This window comes from Aliinostoc sp. HNIBRCY26 (assembly GCF_050235535.1).
In the GTDB taxonomy this organism is placed as follows: Bacteria; Cyanobacteriota; Cyanobacteriia; order Cyanobacteriales; family Nostocaceae; genus Trichormus.
This window is the reverse complement of sequence record NZ_CP189852.1, coordinates 2,722,049-2,738,794: the sequence shown is the minus strand read 5'-3', so window position 1 is coordinate 2,738,794 and position 16,746 is coordinate 2,722,049. Positions and strand designations below refer to the sequence as shown.

The following is a 16,746-nucleotide window of genomic DNA, read 5'->3' as shown; positions in this document are numbered from 1 at the left end:
GTTGTCGTCCTTGTCCTCCTTGTCTCCCAGTCCCCAGTCCCTAATCCCCAATCCCCAATCCCCAACCCCCTATGTTTCCAGCCGCACGACTTACTGATTTAACTGTTACCGGTGATCCGATTACTGCACCTGGTGTTCCTAATGTTTTGATTATGGGTTTACCCGCTGCTTGTGTTGGTGATTTGGTGGTGGGGCCAGTAATTACAGGTAATATTGTGATGGGTTCTTTTACTGTATTAATTGGTGGACGACCAGCCGCTAGAATCACTTCTCAGGTAGCTGGTGTGAATACTGTGACGGGTATACCTTTAACTACTGTTGTAGGGGTAGGTGCGCCGACTGTATTGATTGGTGGTTAAATTTAATAGGATTTACGCAAGTGTTACAATTGACGGTGCGTGACGCTATAAGTTTTATGACTACGTTGAAATTCTGTCACAGCGTCACACACCATACATAAAAATATGCCAACCTCCGAATTTTAGATTTTGGATTTTGGATTTTGGATTATTTGGGGTACAAGCCCCACCCCTAGTGGGTGGAAAAATCTAAAATACTCGCTGCGCTGCGTCCGCTACGCTAACGTCAATCCAAAAGACGCTCGTATGTCGCTAACGCTGCGCTATCGTAAATCTAAAATTGATTGACTGCGTAAGTTCAAGTAATCATCAAATATAAGTCTTATATAAAACCTGATATTTACTTATGAGTAGAACTGAGCGCATTGCTAAGATTATTGCAAAACGCCAACCGTTGGCGAAAAAAATTACAGATGTAGAAGAAAATTTAAATTCTATTTCCTATGCACTCCACTACTTAGAAAACTATCGCAATCAGTTATTAGCAACGGTCGAAGATATCAGTATTTCAGGAAGATTACAAGCCATTGATTTTGCCAAAATCCAATTGAATCTTGCAGATGAGTTAGAAGCTTTAAGTAAGCTCAAAGCTCGCTTTTCGCGCAACACTCTTAACATTGGTGTGATTGGACGAGCTAGACAGGGAAAAAGCCGTCTATTACAAAGTTTAACGAAATTAACAGCAGCAGAAATTCCTGATGGTAGTGGTGAACACTGTACAGGAGTTCGCAGTACAATTTACCATAACCCTGCTTTTGAGACCTATGGAGAAGTGACTTTCCATACAGAAAGGTCTTTCTTGGATGAAGTAATCACTCCCTATTATGAACAGTTGAAATTGGGTGCTAAACCAATTACATTAGGAGAATTTGCGACTCAACCATTACCCTCTTTACCTAGTAATTTTGCTGGTGCTGAAGGTGGTGCAAAGTATGAACATCTGCGGGGATATCATAAAAATATTGATAAATATCGGCATCTGTTTCGCGAGATTTCACCACGGCGGATTTCTAGAGATGAAATTAGAGCTTATGTAGCGCAAGATAATCTTGAAGGCGAACGTATTTATTTTAATTACGTAGCAGTTAAAGATGTAAAAATTGTCTGCAAATTCCCTAATGATGATGTGGGGCAAATTGCCCTAGTTGATTTACCAGGGTTGGGCGATACAGGTATTGGTGATGAAGAAAGAATGGTCAAAACTATTGGCCAAGAAGTTGATGCAGTTCTCTTTGTCAGAATGCCAAAACCTTCTGGTGATTTTTGGGGAGATGTGGATGTCAAACTTTATGATACAGCTCGTTCAGCTTTAACTGATTTGCCGATTGAGCAGTGGTCTTTTATGGTTCTCAACCGCACAGATAGAGGTTCTAACTATGGAGATAATGCTTCTAACTGTGAACGATTAACACAAAGTATTGCTGATAAACATATCAAACTTGTAGAGTGTATAACGGCAAATTGTGCTGACCCTGATGAGGCCAATAATAAAGTTTTGGATCGTGTGGTTGATTATTTAGCCACTGAAATTACCTCCCTAGATAAAAAATATGCCTCTTCTTGTCAAGAACGACTTGAGCAACTCCAAAGTGCTATTGATGCTGAATTAAATAAAGCCAAAAATGCGTTAGGACAGCCGATACAGTCAGCCGAAACCAGTAGGTTTGAAGTTCTGTTTAAACAACTTTGGGAACAATTAACGACTGGTTTAGAGATTTTACTTAAAGAATTAAGTAAACAGATAGATAAGCATGATCGTGACTTTAAGGAGGCAGTTGAGGCTGCCATTAAAGCTTGTTATGAAAATACTAAATTACCGTCTTCAATAGAGGCAATTGAAGTCAGACGTAATGTCAGTAATTCTTATGAAACAGCTTATAATGAGTATTTGAATGAAATTCGCGCCCATATTTCTAAGCATTTTTTAGCTTTAGATGAGGGGTTAAAAAATTCTTTGAATCGTGTTAAATCTCAGGTGGCGCAAGTATTGATAGAAAAAGGTAATTTAGGAGGACTAACGGAGGTAAGAGGGGCTGATTTTATTCAGGCGATCGCCAAAATATTACCTGATGACCTCATAGGCGATGGACAACCTTGCAGAATCAAATTCGGTTTCCAAATTCTCGCTGAATTCGAGTTATCTTACCGAGGCATGATTCAACACCGCATTCGTAAATGTCTGAATGATTTATCTCCTGATACGAAAACTCTCAAACTCCCAGCAAACCCCAATGCTCAACAAGTAATGAGTAATTTAAAAGCACTACACGGGGAAGCTGTTTATCAATGTGAGACAGCCTTGGATGAATTACTGTGTGAGCCTTCCCAAGCGGGTTTTGCCATAGTGGAAGAGTTTCTTGATCGTGTGCTGCGTGCAGAAGAAGTTGAAATAGAGTGGCGGATATTTTTGCGAGAAGAACGTGCTGCAATCTGGCCTGATGAATTTGAGTTACTGGGTGAACGTACTAGACTAAGAAGAGAGTGGCTAGAAGCAATAGAAAAAGTCGCGATCGCCAATCAATTAGACTCTATGAAATTTCTCAATTAATTCACTCAGGAAAATACAATGCCATCAGAATTGAAAATTACTATGCTAGGACATAGAGGTGTAGGTAAAACTAGTATTTTAACAGCTATGTATGAGCAGTTTGATACTACTATTGGTGAAGTCGGTCTTCAACTCACACCAGACTTAGAAAGCTCGGCTCTATTATCAAAACGTTTAGGTGAATTAAAAGCTCTATTAAATGATTTTGAAGCAACAGGGGGATTAGAAGGAACTGAAGGGCATAAATCTTTTACATTTGGTCTGGGTAAATTGGGAGGTAAACCAAGTATACAATTGATTTTTCAAGATTTTCCTGGTGGTTATCTGCGAGATAATTTAGAATTTGTCGATAACGTCGTCAAAGAATGTGCCGCCGTTTTAATTGCTATTGATACACCATCTCTCATGGAAGCCAATGGCCGATGGCATGATTTAATCAATAACCCTAAGCAAATTACTGATTTTTTCAAAAGTGCGTACGCCGATTTAGAAGAACCAAAACTTGTGCTGTTAGTACCGGTTCGCTGTGAAAAATATATCCAAAAAGAAGAAGATGCAAAAAAGCTCCTAGAACGCATTAAAGAAAAATATAGTGGTTTATTGCGTTTGTTTGGCAGTGAAAATTTGCTCACAAAGGTAGCTTGTGTGGTGACACCTGTGCAAACTGTAGGAACTGTATTCTTTTCTCAGATTAAAGAAATTGATGGTAAACCCCATTTTTATTTCCGTAAAATTGATCATCATGCCGAATACAGTCCCCAAGATAGTGATCAGCCACTACGATATCTCTTACGCTTCGTACTCAAGCTTCATGTAGATACCAAGCGTGGCTGGTTTAATCGCATTCGGCGTTGGCTAGGTTGGGATGAATACTTAAAAGAAGCAGCTCGTAAATCTGCTGAAAAATGTAAGCACACTGGTGGATTTGAAATTTTGCAAGGTCTCGACTTACTGGATATTAAAAAATAGGAGTTGGACATGGAAATTTATGTTTACAGTGCTGGTGTTTCTCAACAGGATGATTATTGTTGGCGAAGAATTACAGAAAACAATCAAGAAGAAATCAGTGAACCAGCATTAGTCAGCAAATTTAAAGAACTCCTAGAAACTGAATCTCCCTCTCTACTTTTAGCGCGTGATTATAACCAGTTAATTTTACTAGTCACGGGTATAAAAGCCAGTCAAAGGAAAGATTATCGTGGTCGGACTATCCGTAATTCTGTGGCTTGGATTTTTCCCTACTCTGAAGAAAATGAGCAGAAGTTACAAGAATTAGCGGCTCTTTCATTAAGAGGAGAATTAGACAATAAAATTGACGATGCTATCACACAAGATGATGAATATGGGTTTAAAGTTTCTTTTCAGGAAATAGTCGATATAATTAGTAGTCTAAATAAAAGAGACAGAATTAACACGGCAGAATCTAATTATATGTTAGCTTACAATTCCCCGGTTAACAGAGATAAACTAGCAACTCTTTTGGAAACAAAAAGTTTGCCTCATCAAGAAAAAAATGTAGACGTACTCATAGTAGTGACTGGCATCAAAGCAGAGGATACCTTAATCAAAAATTTAGTCTGGCGAGGACTATCGAATTTGATCAAATATCAAAGCTTTACTGAATACAATCCACAAGTTACTAATATAGTTAAAAAAAATTCAGGTGGTTCAAGAACGCAAGCAAATAACAGTCAAATGTTAATTTTAATCTTTGCAGGTTTAGGCTTGATGGCAATATTCTTGTGGTTTTTTTTTAGGTTTTTTTCGCCAATTCAAGGTTTAAAAGTAGAATATCCACCTGCGGGTGCTATAGCTGCTATGAGTTTGGGCGGACAACATATTGTTAGTAATACGAATGGGAATTTACTTGTACAAAGTCTGACAGATACAAACACTAGTAGTTCTCCTAGAGCAGTAAAACCAACTATTGAAATATCATCTCTTGCTGTCAACTCTGATGGTACAGTTATTATTGGTGGGGCTAATGATGGGCAAATATGGCTATGGCAATATGATAATGCTCAGAAGCAATTTCAAGGTAAACCTTTTCTCAAAAAACATATTGGCAAAGTTTTATCCGTAGCTATTAGTCAAGATGGCAATACTATTGCTAGTAGCGGTGCTGATGGAACGGTGTTTATGTGGAATAGAAAAGGAGAAATTATAGATGAGAAAAAATTAAAATAAATCAAGTTTGGTGTTGTAGCGATCGCACCCCAATTATACAGAGGCGATCGCATAATTATCACTTAGTCCGGCGCACAAAGGGTAATAAGTCTTGTAAAATCACCTCATGATAGTGTTCTTGCGGATAGTGACCGACGTTATTGAGTTTAATCACTTCCGCATCTGGTACAGATTTAGCAAAACTTTCGGCTATCTCTATCGGCAACCAAGGGTCAATCATCCCCCATTGAATTAAAATTGGTTGTTGCCATTGTTGAAAACCCGTGGCAATCTCGCTCATGGCGGTTGGTAGTTGCAGATTACGAATTGTGGTTAATAGCGCGCGTCCCACGGCGGAAGTTTTTAAATAAGGTTTGCGGTAGACATCTAAATCTGCATCTCCAATGCGATAGCGACTCCCGCCTTCTAAGGTGCGGTCAACTAACAAAGGGTCTTGAGTCATCATATCACCCACAAAAGGCCAGCCCATTTGTTGCAGTTTCCAAGGCAATTTTGCATCCTGAGAAATAGGTGTATTTAAAATAGCAATGTTGGCAATTTTTTCAGGATTTCTTAAAGCATATTGCAGACCGACAGAACTTAAAAAACCTTGCACAACTAGCGAAAAACGTTCTATTTCTAATGCGTTAATGAAACCTGATAAAGCTTTAATATAAGCATCAGGAGTGTAGGGAAACTCTTGTTTTTCCGGCTTGGCAGAAAATCCAGAACCAATCCAATCTGGTGCGATCGCTCTTGTACCTTGTCCGGCTAATCCTGGTAAAATATTACGCCAACTGTAACTTTGTGATGGGATTCCATGTAATAAGACTACAGGCAATAAATCAGTTTGACCAATTGGCGCAGATTCTCGATAAAACCACTCTAAAGAATCTACTGTTATTTTATTTTCTGTTATCGACACGCTATTTTCCTATTTGTTTTATATGGCAAATCTTACCATTTTGCCGGATGTGTCAAATCAGAGAGTAGGAGAGTCAATATGCGGGGCTTGCAGATTTGAGATTTATTCCGCCCACTTCCGGAACATGAACCGAAAAACCTCAATCCCAAATTCGGAGGTTCAACAACAGAGGGCTGAAACCCTTACCCAATAACGATTATGATAACTTTCTACAAAAATCTTCCAAAATTTTTAACTAGCGCAAGTAAACTAGCGATTTGTATGTTATGCTTGACTTATAGGGAATCAAAAACGCAACCAAAGTATAAGGCAAACTCAAGCCTTAGATTTCCGTTGCCGGAAAAAACGTAAGTCCGCTTCAGGCTTTGTCTCAATTCAAGTGGAAATAAACAGCCGATGCAGCAGGACAGTTGATATTACGAAAATTGAGGAATCAGAAGTTATGAGTGGTGAGCCGTTATTTCTCTCACTTCTGACTACTGTTTCTAGAGTTTTTCAGTAGTGCTGTTAGCAGTAACGGGGCGTTCAGCCCATGCAATTAATCTTACTTTTTACTCAGCACTCATTTGGTCAATACTCAAAATATTATACGAGCGATCGCACTTCAGACGGCACACACTACTGCACCTATTCATTTAGAGATGATGTAGTGCGCTAGCGTTGCATAGCCAAAAGCAGCAGCTTTTCCTCAGACATTACCTGACTCAACACTTGTACTAACACTGGAATATGTATTCAATTTACGACTTTTTAGTTGTAGAACGCGCACCTCCAAAGACGTTCTACAACAGCTCAAGTCTGAACGCTTCAGATGACAGACTCACGACAATCACACAATCAATTGGAGACTAAACCATCATGTCCGACGCAAACATTAGACAGATAGCTTTTTACGGTAAAGGCGGTATCGGTAAATCCACCACCTCCCAAAACACCCTCGCCGCTATGGCAGAGGTGGGACAACGTATTTTAATTGTCGGATGTGATCCCAAAGCTGACTCTACCCGTCTGATTCTGCACACTAAAGCCCAAACCACCGTACTGCACTTGGCTGCTGAACGTGGTGCAGTAGAAGACCTCGAACTCGATGAAGTGGTACTAAAAGGCTTCCGCGATATCAAATGTGTAGAATCTGGTGGCCCTGAACCCGGTGTAGGTTGCGCTGGTCGTGGTATTATCACCGCTATTAACTTCCTCGAAGAAAACGGTGCATATCAAGACGTAGATTTCGTATCCTACGACGTATTGGGTGACGTTGTATGTGGCGGTTTCGCCATGCCAATTCGGGAAGGGAAAGCACAAGAAATCTACATCGTTACTTCCGGTGAAATGATGGCGATGTACGCTGCAAATAACATCGCTCGCGGTATTTTAAAATACGCTCACTCCGGCGGTGTCCGCTTGGGTGGTCTAATTTGTAACAGCCGTAAAACTGACCGAGAAGACGAACTGATTACCACACTCGCAAACCGGTTAAGTACCCAGATGATTCACTTCGTCCCCCGCGACAACATCGTACAGCACGCTGAATTGCGTCGGATGACTGTGAACGAATACGCACCTGATAGCAATCAAGCTAACGAATACCGCACATTAGCCGACAAGATTATCAACAATCAAAATATGGCTGTTCCTACACCCATCGAAATGGATGAGTTAGAAGCATTGTTGATTGAGTTCGGTATCCTTGAAAGTGACGAAGACAAGGAAAAACTAGTCGGTATGAGCAAGGCTGAAGAAGAAGCTCTCAAGAAGCAAGAAGAACTCAAAGCTCAAGCACTGGAAGCTGTGCAGAAAGGTAACGTTGAAATTGTTGCCGGTGATAAAAGATAGAGTTTGTGTTTAGTATTAGCTGCTAAATACAGTTAATTATAGGGTGGATTCTTCTTATCCACCCTCCATGAAAAAATTTATCGAAATGTGGAGGCACGCCTATAGATAATCTCAATTTTTTTTGGTTTTACCCTAATCTTCTTTACCCTATTTTTCCTCATCATTTTTTAATGCTGATTTAGTAAATTTCATTGTTTTTTCTCCTTCTCTGCTACGTTGGTTTTTATGTATTAGGGAATTGGGAATTCCTGCTCCCAATTCCCTATTTTTGTATGAAAAAATCAAGATATAGGAATCCGCTTTGATTCTTGAAATCATTTGCGTAGTAAGGGAACAGGGAACAGAGAGAAGTCTGAGCGGAGGTTTCCTCCGATGGGCGAAGCCCCACCTTCGGTGATCAGAACTTCGGAGGAACAGGTTAAAAGGGATAAAAGTGTACCTAGCTTCGCAGAAATCAAATATGATTCCTATATCTATCCCTATTTGGTATTGTCGGGTATTTTGAATTGGTATCATTCTGTATCCATACTCTGGGGTTTTTGCCGTTTATCTTACTCAAACGACAATGGTCGATCATCGCGTATAGTGTTTCGTCAAGCAGGGCGATCGCTGTTTTACGACCGCAGAGGAACATTAAATTCTGACTCATTGAAAGATTCCCCCTAGTCATTTAAACTTAAATATGAGCAATACTCATTTATAAATATATGACTATCACTCATATTCAGTCAAGAAAATATGAGTGATAGTCACATCTTACGACATAGGTAGGTAATCTTATGACTGAAAGTCCATCAGCCGCAGGTGGAATGCGCCGCCAACCCCGACAAGCGCGTAGCCAGGAGCGAGTCAATCGAATTTTGGATGTAGCAGAAGAACTGTTTATTACTCAAGGCTATGCAGCCACCACAACCAATGCGATCGCCTCTGGTGCTAAAGTCCCGATTGGGTCACTTTATCAGTTTTTCCCTGACAAATCTGCAATCATGCAGGCGATCGCTTTGCGTCATGAGGAAAATATACATCAAAAGTTGGCAGTGCTAGATAATCTTGAATTAGCCAATTTGCCCTTAGAAATTCTGGTAGAAAAATTAATTGATATCAGCGCGCAGCATTTCTCGGAGAATCCTGGTTATTTTGCCATTTTTATGGAACTCCAGGGTACAATGCCCGAATTACAAGCCGTCGGAGAGTTGATGGATACTCAACTGATGCAAGATTTAGCCAGTCTACTAGCTAAACGCAAAGCAGGGTTAGAAAAAATAGACTATGAAGCGATCGCCTTTATTTTAGTCAAAGCGATCGGCACATTATTATGGCTATCCCTCAGTCAAGAAAAAACGTTTCAACCGCGATTAGTAGCAGAAACCAAACGCTTGGCGTTAAGTTATCTGCAAAGCTATTTCCCATCTGATGGGAGCAACGCGACTTTGTGAAATCATCACTATAGGAATCCGCTTTGATTCCTGAAATCATTTGCGTAGTAAGGGAACAGGGAACAGGGAACAGGGAACAGGTTAGAAGGGATAAAAGTGTATCTAGCTTCGCAAAAATCAAATATGATTCCTCTATCGCTCCAACTTCTTCCTTGCATCCAACACCCTTGGCGTATTGACTTCAATCCAGTCTGCTAAGGCGGCGACGCGATCGGCAACTTCTTCTCCCATCGGAGTCAGGCTGTACTCAACAAAAGGCGGAACCACATGGTGAGATACACGCAACACAAAACCGTCTTCCGTCAGGGATTGTAGACTTTGAGCCAGCATTTTTTCACTGACTCCGCCCATTTTTCGTCTCAACTCGCTAAATCTGTGAGTCCCTTGGCGCAGCGCAATCAGAATCAGTACGCCCCATTTGCTGCAAACGTGTTTCAGAATGTCTCGTGAGGGACATGGCTCGGCGAAAATATCCCCCATTTCAAAGCGTTGTGTCAGAGTTTTGGAATCATCATGGCGATCGCTCATATACTTACTTTTTTGTTGGTACTTACCAAAAGTTAGTAATGCAATTATATTAGGTTTATCGACATCCAAAAATTAACCAACTAAAAAATATGATTGTCATCACTGCTGCATCGGGTCAGTTAGGCAGATTAGTATTGCAAGAACTATTAAAATCCGTTCCTGCCAATAAATTAGTCGCTGCTGTTCGCAATCCAGAAAAAGTATCAGATTTTGCTAGTTTAGGCGTGCAGGTGCGGCAGATTGACTACACCCAACCCCACACATTAGATATCGCCTTCGCTGGTGCAGAAAAAGTATTGCTCATCTCCTCCAGTGAAATTGGCGATCGCGTAACTCAGCACACAAACGTCATCAACGCCTGTAAACAAGCTGGAGTCAAATTACTGGCTTATACCAGTCTCTTACACGCAGATAGCAGTCCCCTACCTCTAGCAGCAGAACATCACAAAACTGAAACAGTCCTGAAAGAATCTGGTGTACCTTATGTGATATTACGTAATAGTTGGTATACCGAAAATTACACAGCAGGTATCCCCATAGCCTTGGAATATGGTGTAGTCATGGGCTGTGCTGGAGAAGCTAAAATAGCCTCCGCAGCCCGCGCCGATTATGCCGCAGCCGCAGCCACCGTTTTATTAGCCAATGACCAAGCAGGTAAAGTCTATGAATTGGCTGGTAATGTAGCTTATACATTGAGCGAATTTGCTGCCGAAATTAGCCAGCAGTCTGGTAAGCAAGTGATTTATCAGAATATGTCTGAAGAGGAGTATATTCATGTATTAAAAAATGCAGGCTTACCTGAACCTCTAGCTGTGATGTTAGCAGAATCTGAGACAGGGGCAGCAAAAGGAGGATTGTTTGATGACAGCCAAACCCTAAGCCAACTGATAGGCCGCCCTACCACACCTTTGAGTGAGTCGATTCAAGCACTGACAAAGATGATTTAGTGCTAACCAAAATTGCACTCATCAGGGAATCTCAATTTTTTCCTTGTGTTCATACTCCAGTACGCAAAGCCTAGCAACCAAGTCTATCTAGTCTGCGTCATCTAAATTACGCTCATCTGTATATATTCTATGACGCAGAAAGCTATTATTTTGACAATAGTGAGCAGCTTGATGCTGACCATTCCCTGTACATATCAATATACTTTCGCTGCCAATCCTAGTAAATTAGCTCAAATTCAAGCTTCGTTAACAGCAACTGAGATACCTAAATCTGTTATCTTACAGGTGCGTCAAGATATGGCGAAACGGTTAAATGTGAAACTGGCTAATGTCCAGGTGGCGCAAGTAGAATCAAAAGTATTTGATAGTTGTTTGAATCTGCCAGCCAAGAATGAGAAATGTAACAAAATCGGTTACAAGGGTTGGGCGATTAGGGTTAGCGCAGGTAAGCAGAGTTGGTTATATCACGCAGTTTCACCCAAAATCCCAGGTAATAACTTTCGCATCAATTGGTTGCAAAGTTTACCTCAGTCTGTAAGACAACAAGTAATTAGCAATGTCAACCGACTCAACCAACAAAATATCGGGAAAATCCAAATTTTATCAGTTGAATCACGGCTATGGAAAAACGATTGTTTGGAACTTCCCAAAACCGAAAAACGCTGTAATTTGGTCAAAACCCCAGGATGGTTAATCAAGCTCACCAAAGATAAATCGGAGGAATCGAAACCCACACAATGGATATATCGCAGCGATTTAGATGGAAAGATAGTGGAACTGGATTTAGTTGCAAGCGTAGGGAATCTACCCCAAAAAATCAATGCAGATATTTTATCCGATGCCGCAAAACGTTCCCAAACACAGCTTTCTGCTTGGAAAGTCGATGAAATTAAAAACGTCCAATGGTCGCTTACTGGCGGAGATGGGCCTTCAAGACCAATAACGGGGGCTGTTCCCGTTGAGAATTACACGTTTGGTTGGAAAGTCTTGATTTCCTCTCCTAAACAAAGATGGGTATATTATGCAACCAAAAACGAATTTGAATTTGATGCACCTAAAAGCGTTCCCTCATATCTCGTTGAGGAAGCAATCAAAACCGCATCCATACAAACAGGAAAACCTAAGAGTAACTTTCGGTTACATTGGGCCGACTTGGTAACTTGGGATGATACTTGCTTGGGTGTAACCATTAATCAACCAACTTGTGAAAAAACCCCCGTTCTGGGTTGGAGAATTAGTTTGATGGAAAGTTATTCAACTTTGTATACTTTCCATAGTCGTTTTAATAGCGATGTGCGATTTGTGGGTAGTAGTCCTTGGCTTCCCCCTCCATCTGCTAATCCTGCTAGACAAAGTTTGTCAAAAAAACGAAGGGGATAACTAGTACAACAAGGCAAAAGGAAAAAGAAATAATAACTATACCACAAGCCTTTTAGCGATTCCAGATAGTCTGTTTATGGTGTAGTAGCCCCTAATTCATCAGTGTTTAACAAGGGTTCTGCAAATCTTTTCAACAAACTAGTTAGGGGTACAGCCAGCAGAATCCCTAATACTCCACCTAATTTTGCACCACACAGCAGAGAAATAAAAATAACAGCAGGATTTACGCCAGTCATTTGACCCATTAGACGAGGTGCAACAATAGTTTCGTTAATCTGTCCTACCAACACCACTATTACTAATAACTTCACTGCTAACCAAATATTTTGGATAGCAAGTATGGGAAGAATTAGAGATATTGTCACAGTTCCACCAAAAGGGATAAAACTCGCTATCCCAATCACAAAACCAAATAATAGCCCGAAGGGAATTTGAAATACCAAAAATAAAACTATAAGTGCAGTACCTTCAATCATTGCTAAAGTTGCTTGTCCCGCAAAGTAGTTTTGAAAACTCTGCTGAATCAGAGATGGTAATTGAACATTCCAAGGTTGAGGGAATAGTTTAAACAACGCATTCCACAAACTAGAACCGTTAAAAATTAGGAGGATGGTGAGAACGATTGTAATCAGTAAATTCAGCGTACTATCAAAGATACCAAAGAGAAAATCTACAATTTGACTAGGTAAAGATTCTAGACTTTGGGTAAATTTATTGATAACTTCTGTAGTGAGGTTGGAAGCATCAAAAGATAAGTGTGCTAGGGGTATATTGATATGTATTTCTTGGAGTTGCTTTTGTCCTTGATCAATTAATGCTGGTAGGCGATCGCCAAATTCAATTAATTGTTGATATACAACCGGTGCAACACCAAAACCCAGAACTAAAAAAGCTGTCACGGCAAGTATGAGAACCAGAGATACAGACAAAATCCTGCTCACACCCCGTTTTTCAAGATAACTAATAGGAAAATTCAAGAGAAAAACTAGTAAACTAGCAACTAATACAATGTTGGGTATTGGCTGTAATTGCTGTGAGATTATTTGTAATAACCAAAAATTGAGAAACAGCACCGGAATTACCAAACACCAAACTGTCCAACGCGGAAGATTCAAATTTGCTAACATCTGATTTATTTACCTTTGAAATTATTCTTATAAATGATTAGCTAAATTCAACAAATTTATCGCAACAAATCATCTGATTTATTGAAGTATTTTTCCAACGGAGAATAGGCAAAAAACAGCAACACCCAAAAATAGTCCCATAACTCTTGGTTAAGATATACAACCCCAATGGAAATCAATGCACATATCGGTTCAATTAAAGCTTTGATTTTGATGGAGCGAATTGTCAGATCATCTAAATCGCTATCTACTAATTTGCCATCGCCTGTCGCATAAGACCAACTTAGCCAAGAAACAAACCCAATTACAGCGATATTTAAACTAAACCAAACTTTGACCAGAAAATTATCTGGAAATGTGATGACTAAATCATTAGATAAAGGCACTAAAAACAAAACCATTAAATACCCTACAGAAATCCATAAATGGTTTTCATCGGTTCTTTTTAAATACTTTAATTGCCGAGAATGAGAAATCCAATAAGTTGCAACTAAAACAAAGGTGATAGCGTAAGTTACTAACGGTTTTAACTGACTAAATAAAAAACCATTAATATCACTGTCTGTCATCCCTTTAGCATCTTCTGGTAAGTCAAAGGCAATCACCATTAACGCCATTGCAAAAGCAAAAATAGAATCACTCAAACGTGCTAAAGATAAAATACTTTCGGAACTATTTTGATTGCTTTGAATAATCTGATTCTGCTCTATTAATCCCTTCATAATTTCATCACCTTTACAATATGGGAGAAAAATAGATACCCAACTGATTGAAGAAGTCGGATATCTGACCGCAACCAACTTCTCATAATTTGAAGTAAATTCTATGCAGCTGCTTTCAAGAGAAATTGAATACCGTGTCTGGCGCGGAGGGTAATAGATATCTGAAGTTCAATGTTTTGATCGCTAACGAGATCCAGTTGGAATTTTTGGGCGATCGTTGCTAGTAATAAAACAGCTTCCATCAGGGCGAAACTCTTACCAATACAAACACGCGGCCCATCACCGAAGGGGAAATACACACCACGAGGTAATTGTTTTTCTAGATCATTAGCCCAGCGTTCTGGCTGAAACAATTCTGGTTCAGAAAAATAACGCCCATCACGGTGCATAGCCCATTGACTAACAATTAAGTTTGTTCCTTTGGGAATGAAATAACCACCAATTTCACAATCTTGAGTTGCTTCCCGTGAAATTTCGGTAACAGGAGGATACAGGCGCATAGATTCTTTAATCACCCAATTGGTGTAAGTTAACTGGGGTAAATCAGCTAGGGTGGGTGTGCGTCCGTTCAACACTGTTTTGAGTTCTGCACTGAGTTTTTCGCGGACATCGGGATTTTGCGCCAATTGCAGGAATGTCCAAGAAAGGGTGTTAGCAGTGGTTTCATGTCCTGCCAAAATTAATGTTACGGCTTCGTCTCGCAATTGTTTATCCGTCATGCGGCTACCATCATCCGCATCTTCGACTTGCATCAGCATTCCTAATAAATCTTTGCCTGTTTTACCACTGGCGCGACGCTGTTTAATGATGCCATAAATGGTTTCATCGAATAAGGCGATCGCTTTTTGGTAACGTCTCTGCATCTCTTCTTCACTCATCTCTTGGGTGTTTTGTTTTAACTCCCCAATTTCCAACAGTGCAGACATGACTTCTTTGGCTGCTTGATATTCAAACCAGTTCATGGTTTCAACTAGCGCATTGTCAATATTAACTGCGGCTGTATCCTCTACATTCTGATCAAACAGGGTTTTCATCACGATGTTGAGGCTGAGGCGCATCATGGCTGCTTGTATATCCTTCACCTCACCACCTTGCCAAGTTTTTAACATTTGCTCGGTATAATCCACCATTACCGCCGCATAGCTGTTAATCTGCTGTTGGTGAAAGACTGGTTGGGCTAGTCGTCGTTGTCGTAACCAAAAATCGCCCTCACTGGTGATCAAGCCATTACCTAGTACACCACTGATTACTTGCATATCTTTTGCTTTCACAAACAAGAGTCTGTCTTTTAACACTTCAGTAATGTAGTTGGGATTGGTCAACACACAAAACCATTGATCATCAAATTTCAGAGGAACGATACCTGCATATTCTTGGGTGCAGCGTTGCATAAATCCCAGATGATCGCAGCTGTATTCTTCTAAAGCGGTTACAGGATTGGGATGGGGTAGGGTCTGTAAATTCTTGCTCATTGTCAGAGACTCCATTTAAGTTGCGGGTTTATGTGAGCGAAGCTCATATTTAGATAATATGAGCATCATTCATATTTGTCAACTAGAATGTGAGTAATCCTCAAATATTTACTTCTGCTCTGGAGATTACTATGACTCAAAGCCCCTCAAACCCAGTCGGAATGCGCCGCCAACCCCGACAAGCCCGCAGTCAGGAGCGAGTCAACCGGATTATAGACGTGGCAGAATCACTGTTTATTACCCAGGGATATGATGCGACCACAACCAATGCGATCGCCTCTCACGCTCAGATACCCATCGGGTCACTATATCAGTTTTTCCCCGATAAAACCGCCATTGTGCAAGCTTTAGCCCTGCGTTATAGCAAACTTTTACATCAACGCTTGGCAATACTCCATCATCCTGAATGGGCGAAACTACCCTTATCTATTCTGGTTGACCATTTGATTGATATGAGTGAAAAATTTTTCTGTGAGAATCCTGGTTACTATGAGATTTTCATGGAAGTTCAAGGTGTAATCCCAGAAGTACAAGCCATTGAAGAGGCGGCTGATGCGAAACTCATGGGAGATTTGGCTAGTTTACTTGCCCAACGGGAAGCAGGGTTAGATCAGACTGATTATGAAGCGATCGCCTTTGTCTTGGTAAAAGCGATCGGTAATTTAATGTGGCTTTCCCTCAGCCAAGAACCACCTTTTCGACAAAGGCTAATAAAAGAAATGAAGCAGTTCACCTTAAGTTACTTGCAAAGCAATTTGCAGTAGATATGATTTAGAACCCCAACTTTTCGCAAAAGTTGGAGTTCTCACAATTTGGGAAAAATTCAGTATCACCAAACTACTAACAAAAAATTGAATTACTCTTCATCATGAGCATACGCCAACTCCCGATTTTCCTGTAGCAAAGCCTTACGTAAAAGAGGAGGTGCATCACCATTAAGACTATTTACCAACATATGTAAAATATCAGGAACTGTATCATATTCTTGCGCTCTGACGATAGTCATACCCTGCTTAATTAACTTATTTCCAGCAGGTTTACCAATCGCCTTCACATAGAGAATTGTACAGTCACTAACTGCTGCCATTTTTGGTGTAATCTTATCTTCGTGGGTAGCTTCTTCTAAGTCACCCTCAAAGGTTAAAGTCTCCACAAAATTAAATCCATCCTTATTGACCTCATACACATCAATTTCCTTAGCCCAACCAAAATGAGTGTCAACATGAGTTCCATCGCTAGTCGTAAAAGCTACTTTCATTGATTTACTCCGTAAAAAAAGTGATTGTTTTTCATCCCATTCCCC

At 40.3% G+C, this 16,746-nt stretch carries 15 protein-coding genes; 9 read left to right on the top strand and 6 right to left on the bottom strand.

Annotated features, from left to right (window positions below):
- Positions 1-71 precede the first annotated feature (71 nt).
- The 4 genes from ACQFX9_RS11650 to ACQFX9_RS11635 all read left to right on the top strand — a co-directional run bounded on the left by ACQFX9_RS11650 (position 72) and on the right by ACQFX9_RS11635 (position 5,094).
- Complete coding sequence (locus ACQFX9_RS11650; protein WP_427162150.1) at positions 72-359, top strand: PAAR domain-containing protein; 288 nt, start codon at positions 72-74, stop codon at positions 357-359.
- A gap of 346 nt (positions 360-705) precedes the next feature.
- On the top strand, positions 706-2,907 hold the full coding sequence (locus tag ACQFX9_RS11645) for a hypothetical protein (RefSeq protein WP_427162149.1): 2,202 nt from the start codon (positions 706-708) through the stop codon (positions 2,905-2,907).
- Between the two features lie 18 nt (positions 2,908-2,925).
- On the top strand, positions 2,926-3,876 hold the full coding sequence (locus tag ACQFX9_RS11640; protein WP_427162148.1) for a hypothetical protein: 951 nt from the start codon (positions 2,926-2,928) through the stop codon (positions 3,874-3,876).
- 9 nt (positions 3,877-3,885) lie between these two features.
- Entirely contained in the window at positions 3,886-5,094 is a 1,209-nt protein-coding gene (locus ACQFX9_RS11635; protein ID WP_427162147.1) for a WD40 repeat domain-containing protein, read from the top strand.
- 58 nt (positions 5,095-5,152) lie between these two features.
- On the opposite strand, the gene ACQFX9_RS11630 is transcribed toward ACQFX9_RS11635, so the two are convergent.
- Positions 5,153-5,998, bottom strand: coding sequence for an alpha/beta fold hydrolase (locus ACQFX9_RS11630; protein ID WP_427162146.1), 846 nt, complete (start codon positions 5,996-5,998; stop codon positions 5,153-5,155).
- An 858-nt stretch (positions 5,999-6,856) separates the two neighbouring features.
- On the opposite strand from ACQFX9_RS11630, the gene nifH reads away from it, so the two are divergent.
- Together nifH and ACQFX9_RS11620 are read left to right on the top strand one after the other, a co-directional pair.
- On the top strand, positions 6,857-7,831 hold the full coding sequence (gene nifH / locus ACQFX9_RS11625) for a nitrogenase iron protein (RefSeq protein ID WP_427162145.1): 975 nt from the start codon (positions 6,857-6,859) through the stop codon (positions 7,829-7,831).
- Positions 7,832-8,610: 779 nt separating this feature from the next.
- Positions 8,611-9,267, top strand: a complete 657-nt coding sequence (locus tag ACQFX9_RS11620; protein ID WP_427162144.1) for a TetR/AcrR family transcriptional regulator — start codon at positions 8,611-8,613, stop codon at positions 9,265-9,267.
- A gap of 132 nt (positions 9,268-9,399) precedes the next feature.
- On the opposite strand, the gene ACQFX9_RS11615 is transcribed toward ACQFX9_RS11620, so the two are convergent.
- Positions 9,400-9,864 (bottom strand): winged helix-turn-helix transcriptional regulator, encoded by a 465-nt coding sequence (locus tag ACQFX9_RS11615; RefSeq protein WP_427162143.1) that lies wholly within the window; start codon positions 9,862-9,864, stop codon positions 9,400-9,402.
- Between the two features lie 20 nt (positions 9,865-9,884).
- Here ACQFX9_RS11615 and ACQFX9_RS11610 point away from each other — a divergent pair, with 20 nt between their 5' ends.
- Complete coding sequence (locus ACQFX9_RS11610) at positions 9,885-10,742, top strand: SDR family oxidoreductase (RefSeq protein WP_427162142.1); 858 nt, start codon at positions 9,885-9,887, stop codon at positions 10,740-10,742.
- A 129-nt stretch (positions 10,743-10,871) separates the two neighbouring features.
- Positions 10,872-12,122 (top strand): hypothetical protein, encoded by a 1,251-nt coding sequence (locus ACQFX9_RS11605; protein WP_427162141.1) that lies wholly within the window; start codon positions 10,872-10,874, stop codon positions 12,120-12,122.
- Positions 12,123-12,196: 74 nt separating this feature from the next.
- Here ACQFX9_RS11605 and ACQFX9_RS11600 read toward each other — a convergent pair whose 3' ends face one another.
- The 3 genes from ACQFX9_RS11600 to ACQFX9_RS11590 all read right to left on the bottom strand — a co-directional run bounded on the left by ACQFX9_RS11600 (position 12,197) and on the right by ACQFX9_RS11590 (position 15,443).
- Positions 12,197-13,249, bottom strand: coding sequence for an AI-2E family transporter (locus ACQFX9_RS11600; RefSeq protein WP_427162140.1), 1,053 nt, complete (start codon positions 13,247-13,249; stop codon positions 12,197-12,199).
- Positions 13,250-13,305: 56 nt separating this feature from the next.
- Entirely contained in the window at positions 13,306-13,971 is a 666-nt protein-coding gene (locus tag ACQFX9_RS11595; protein ID WP_427162139.1) for a TMEM175 family protein, read from the bottom strand.
- A 101-nt stretch (positions 13,972-14,072) separates the two neighbouring features.
- A complete protein-coding gene (locus tag ACQFX9_RS11590; RefSeq protein WP_427162138.1) occupies positions 14,073-15,443 on the bottom strand; it encodes a cytochrome P450 in 1,371 nt (456 codons plus the stop codon).
- A gap of 131 nt (positions 15,444-15,574) precedes the next feature.
- Between ACQFX9_RS11590 and ACQFX9_RS11585 the strand changes: the two genes are divergently transcribed.
- A complete protein-coding gene (locus ACQFX9_RS11585; protein ID WP_427162137.1) occupies positions 15,575-16,207 on the top strand; it encodes a TetR/AcrR family transcriptional regulator in 633 nt (210 codons plus the stop codon).
- 92 nt (positions 16,208-16,299) lie between these two features.
- Here the strand turns inward: ACQFX9_RS11585 and nifX are convergent, their stop codons facing one another.
- Positions 16,300-16,701, bottom strand: coding sequence for a nitrogen fixation protein NifX (nifX, locus tag ACQFX9_RS11580; protein ID WP_427162136.1), 402 nt, complete (start codon positions 16,699-16,701; stop codon positions 16,300-16,302).
- Positions 16,702-16,746: the final 45 nt, after the last annotated feature.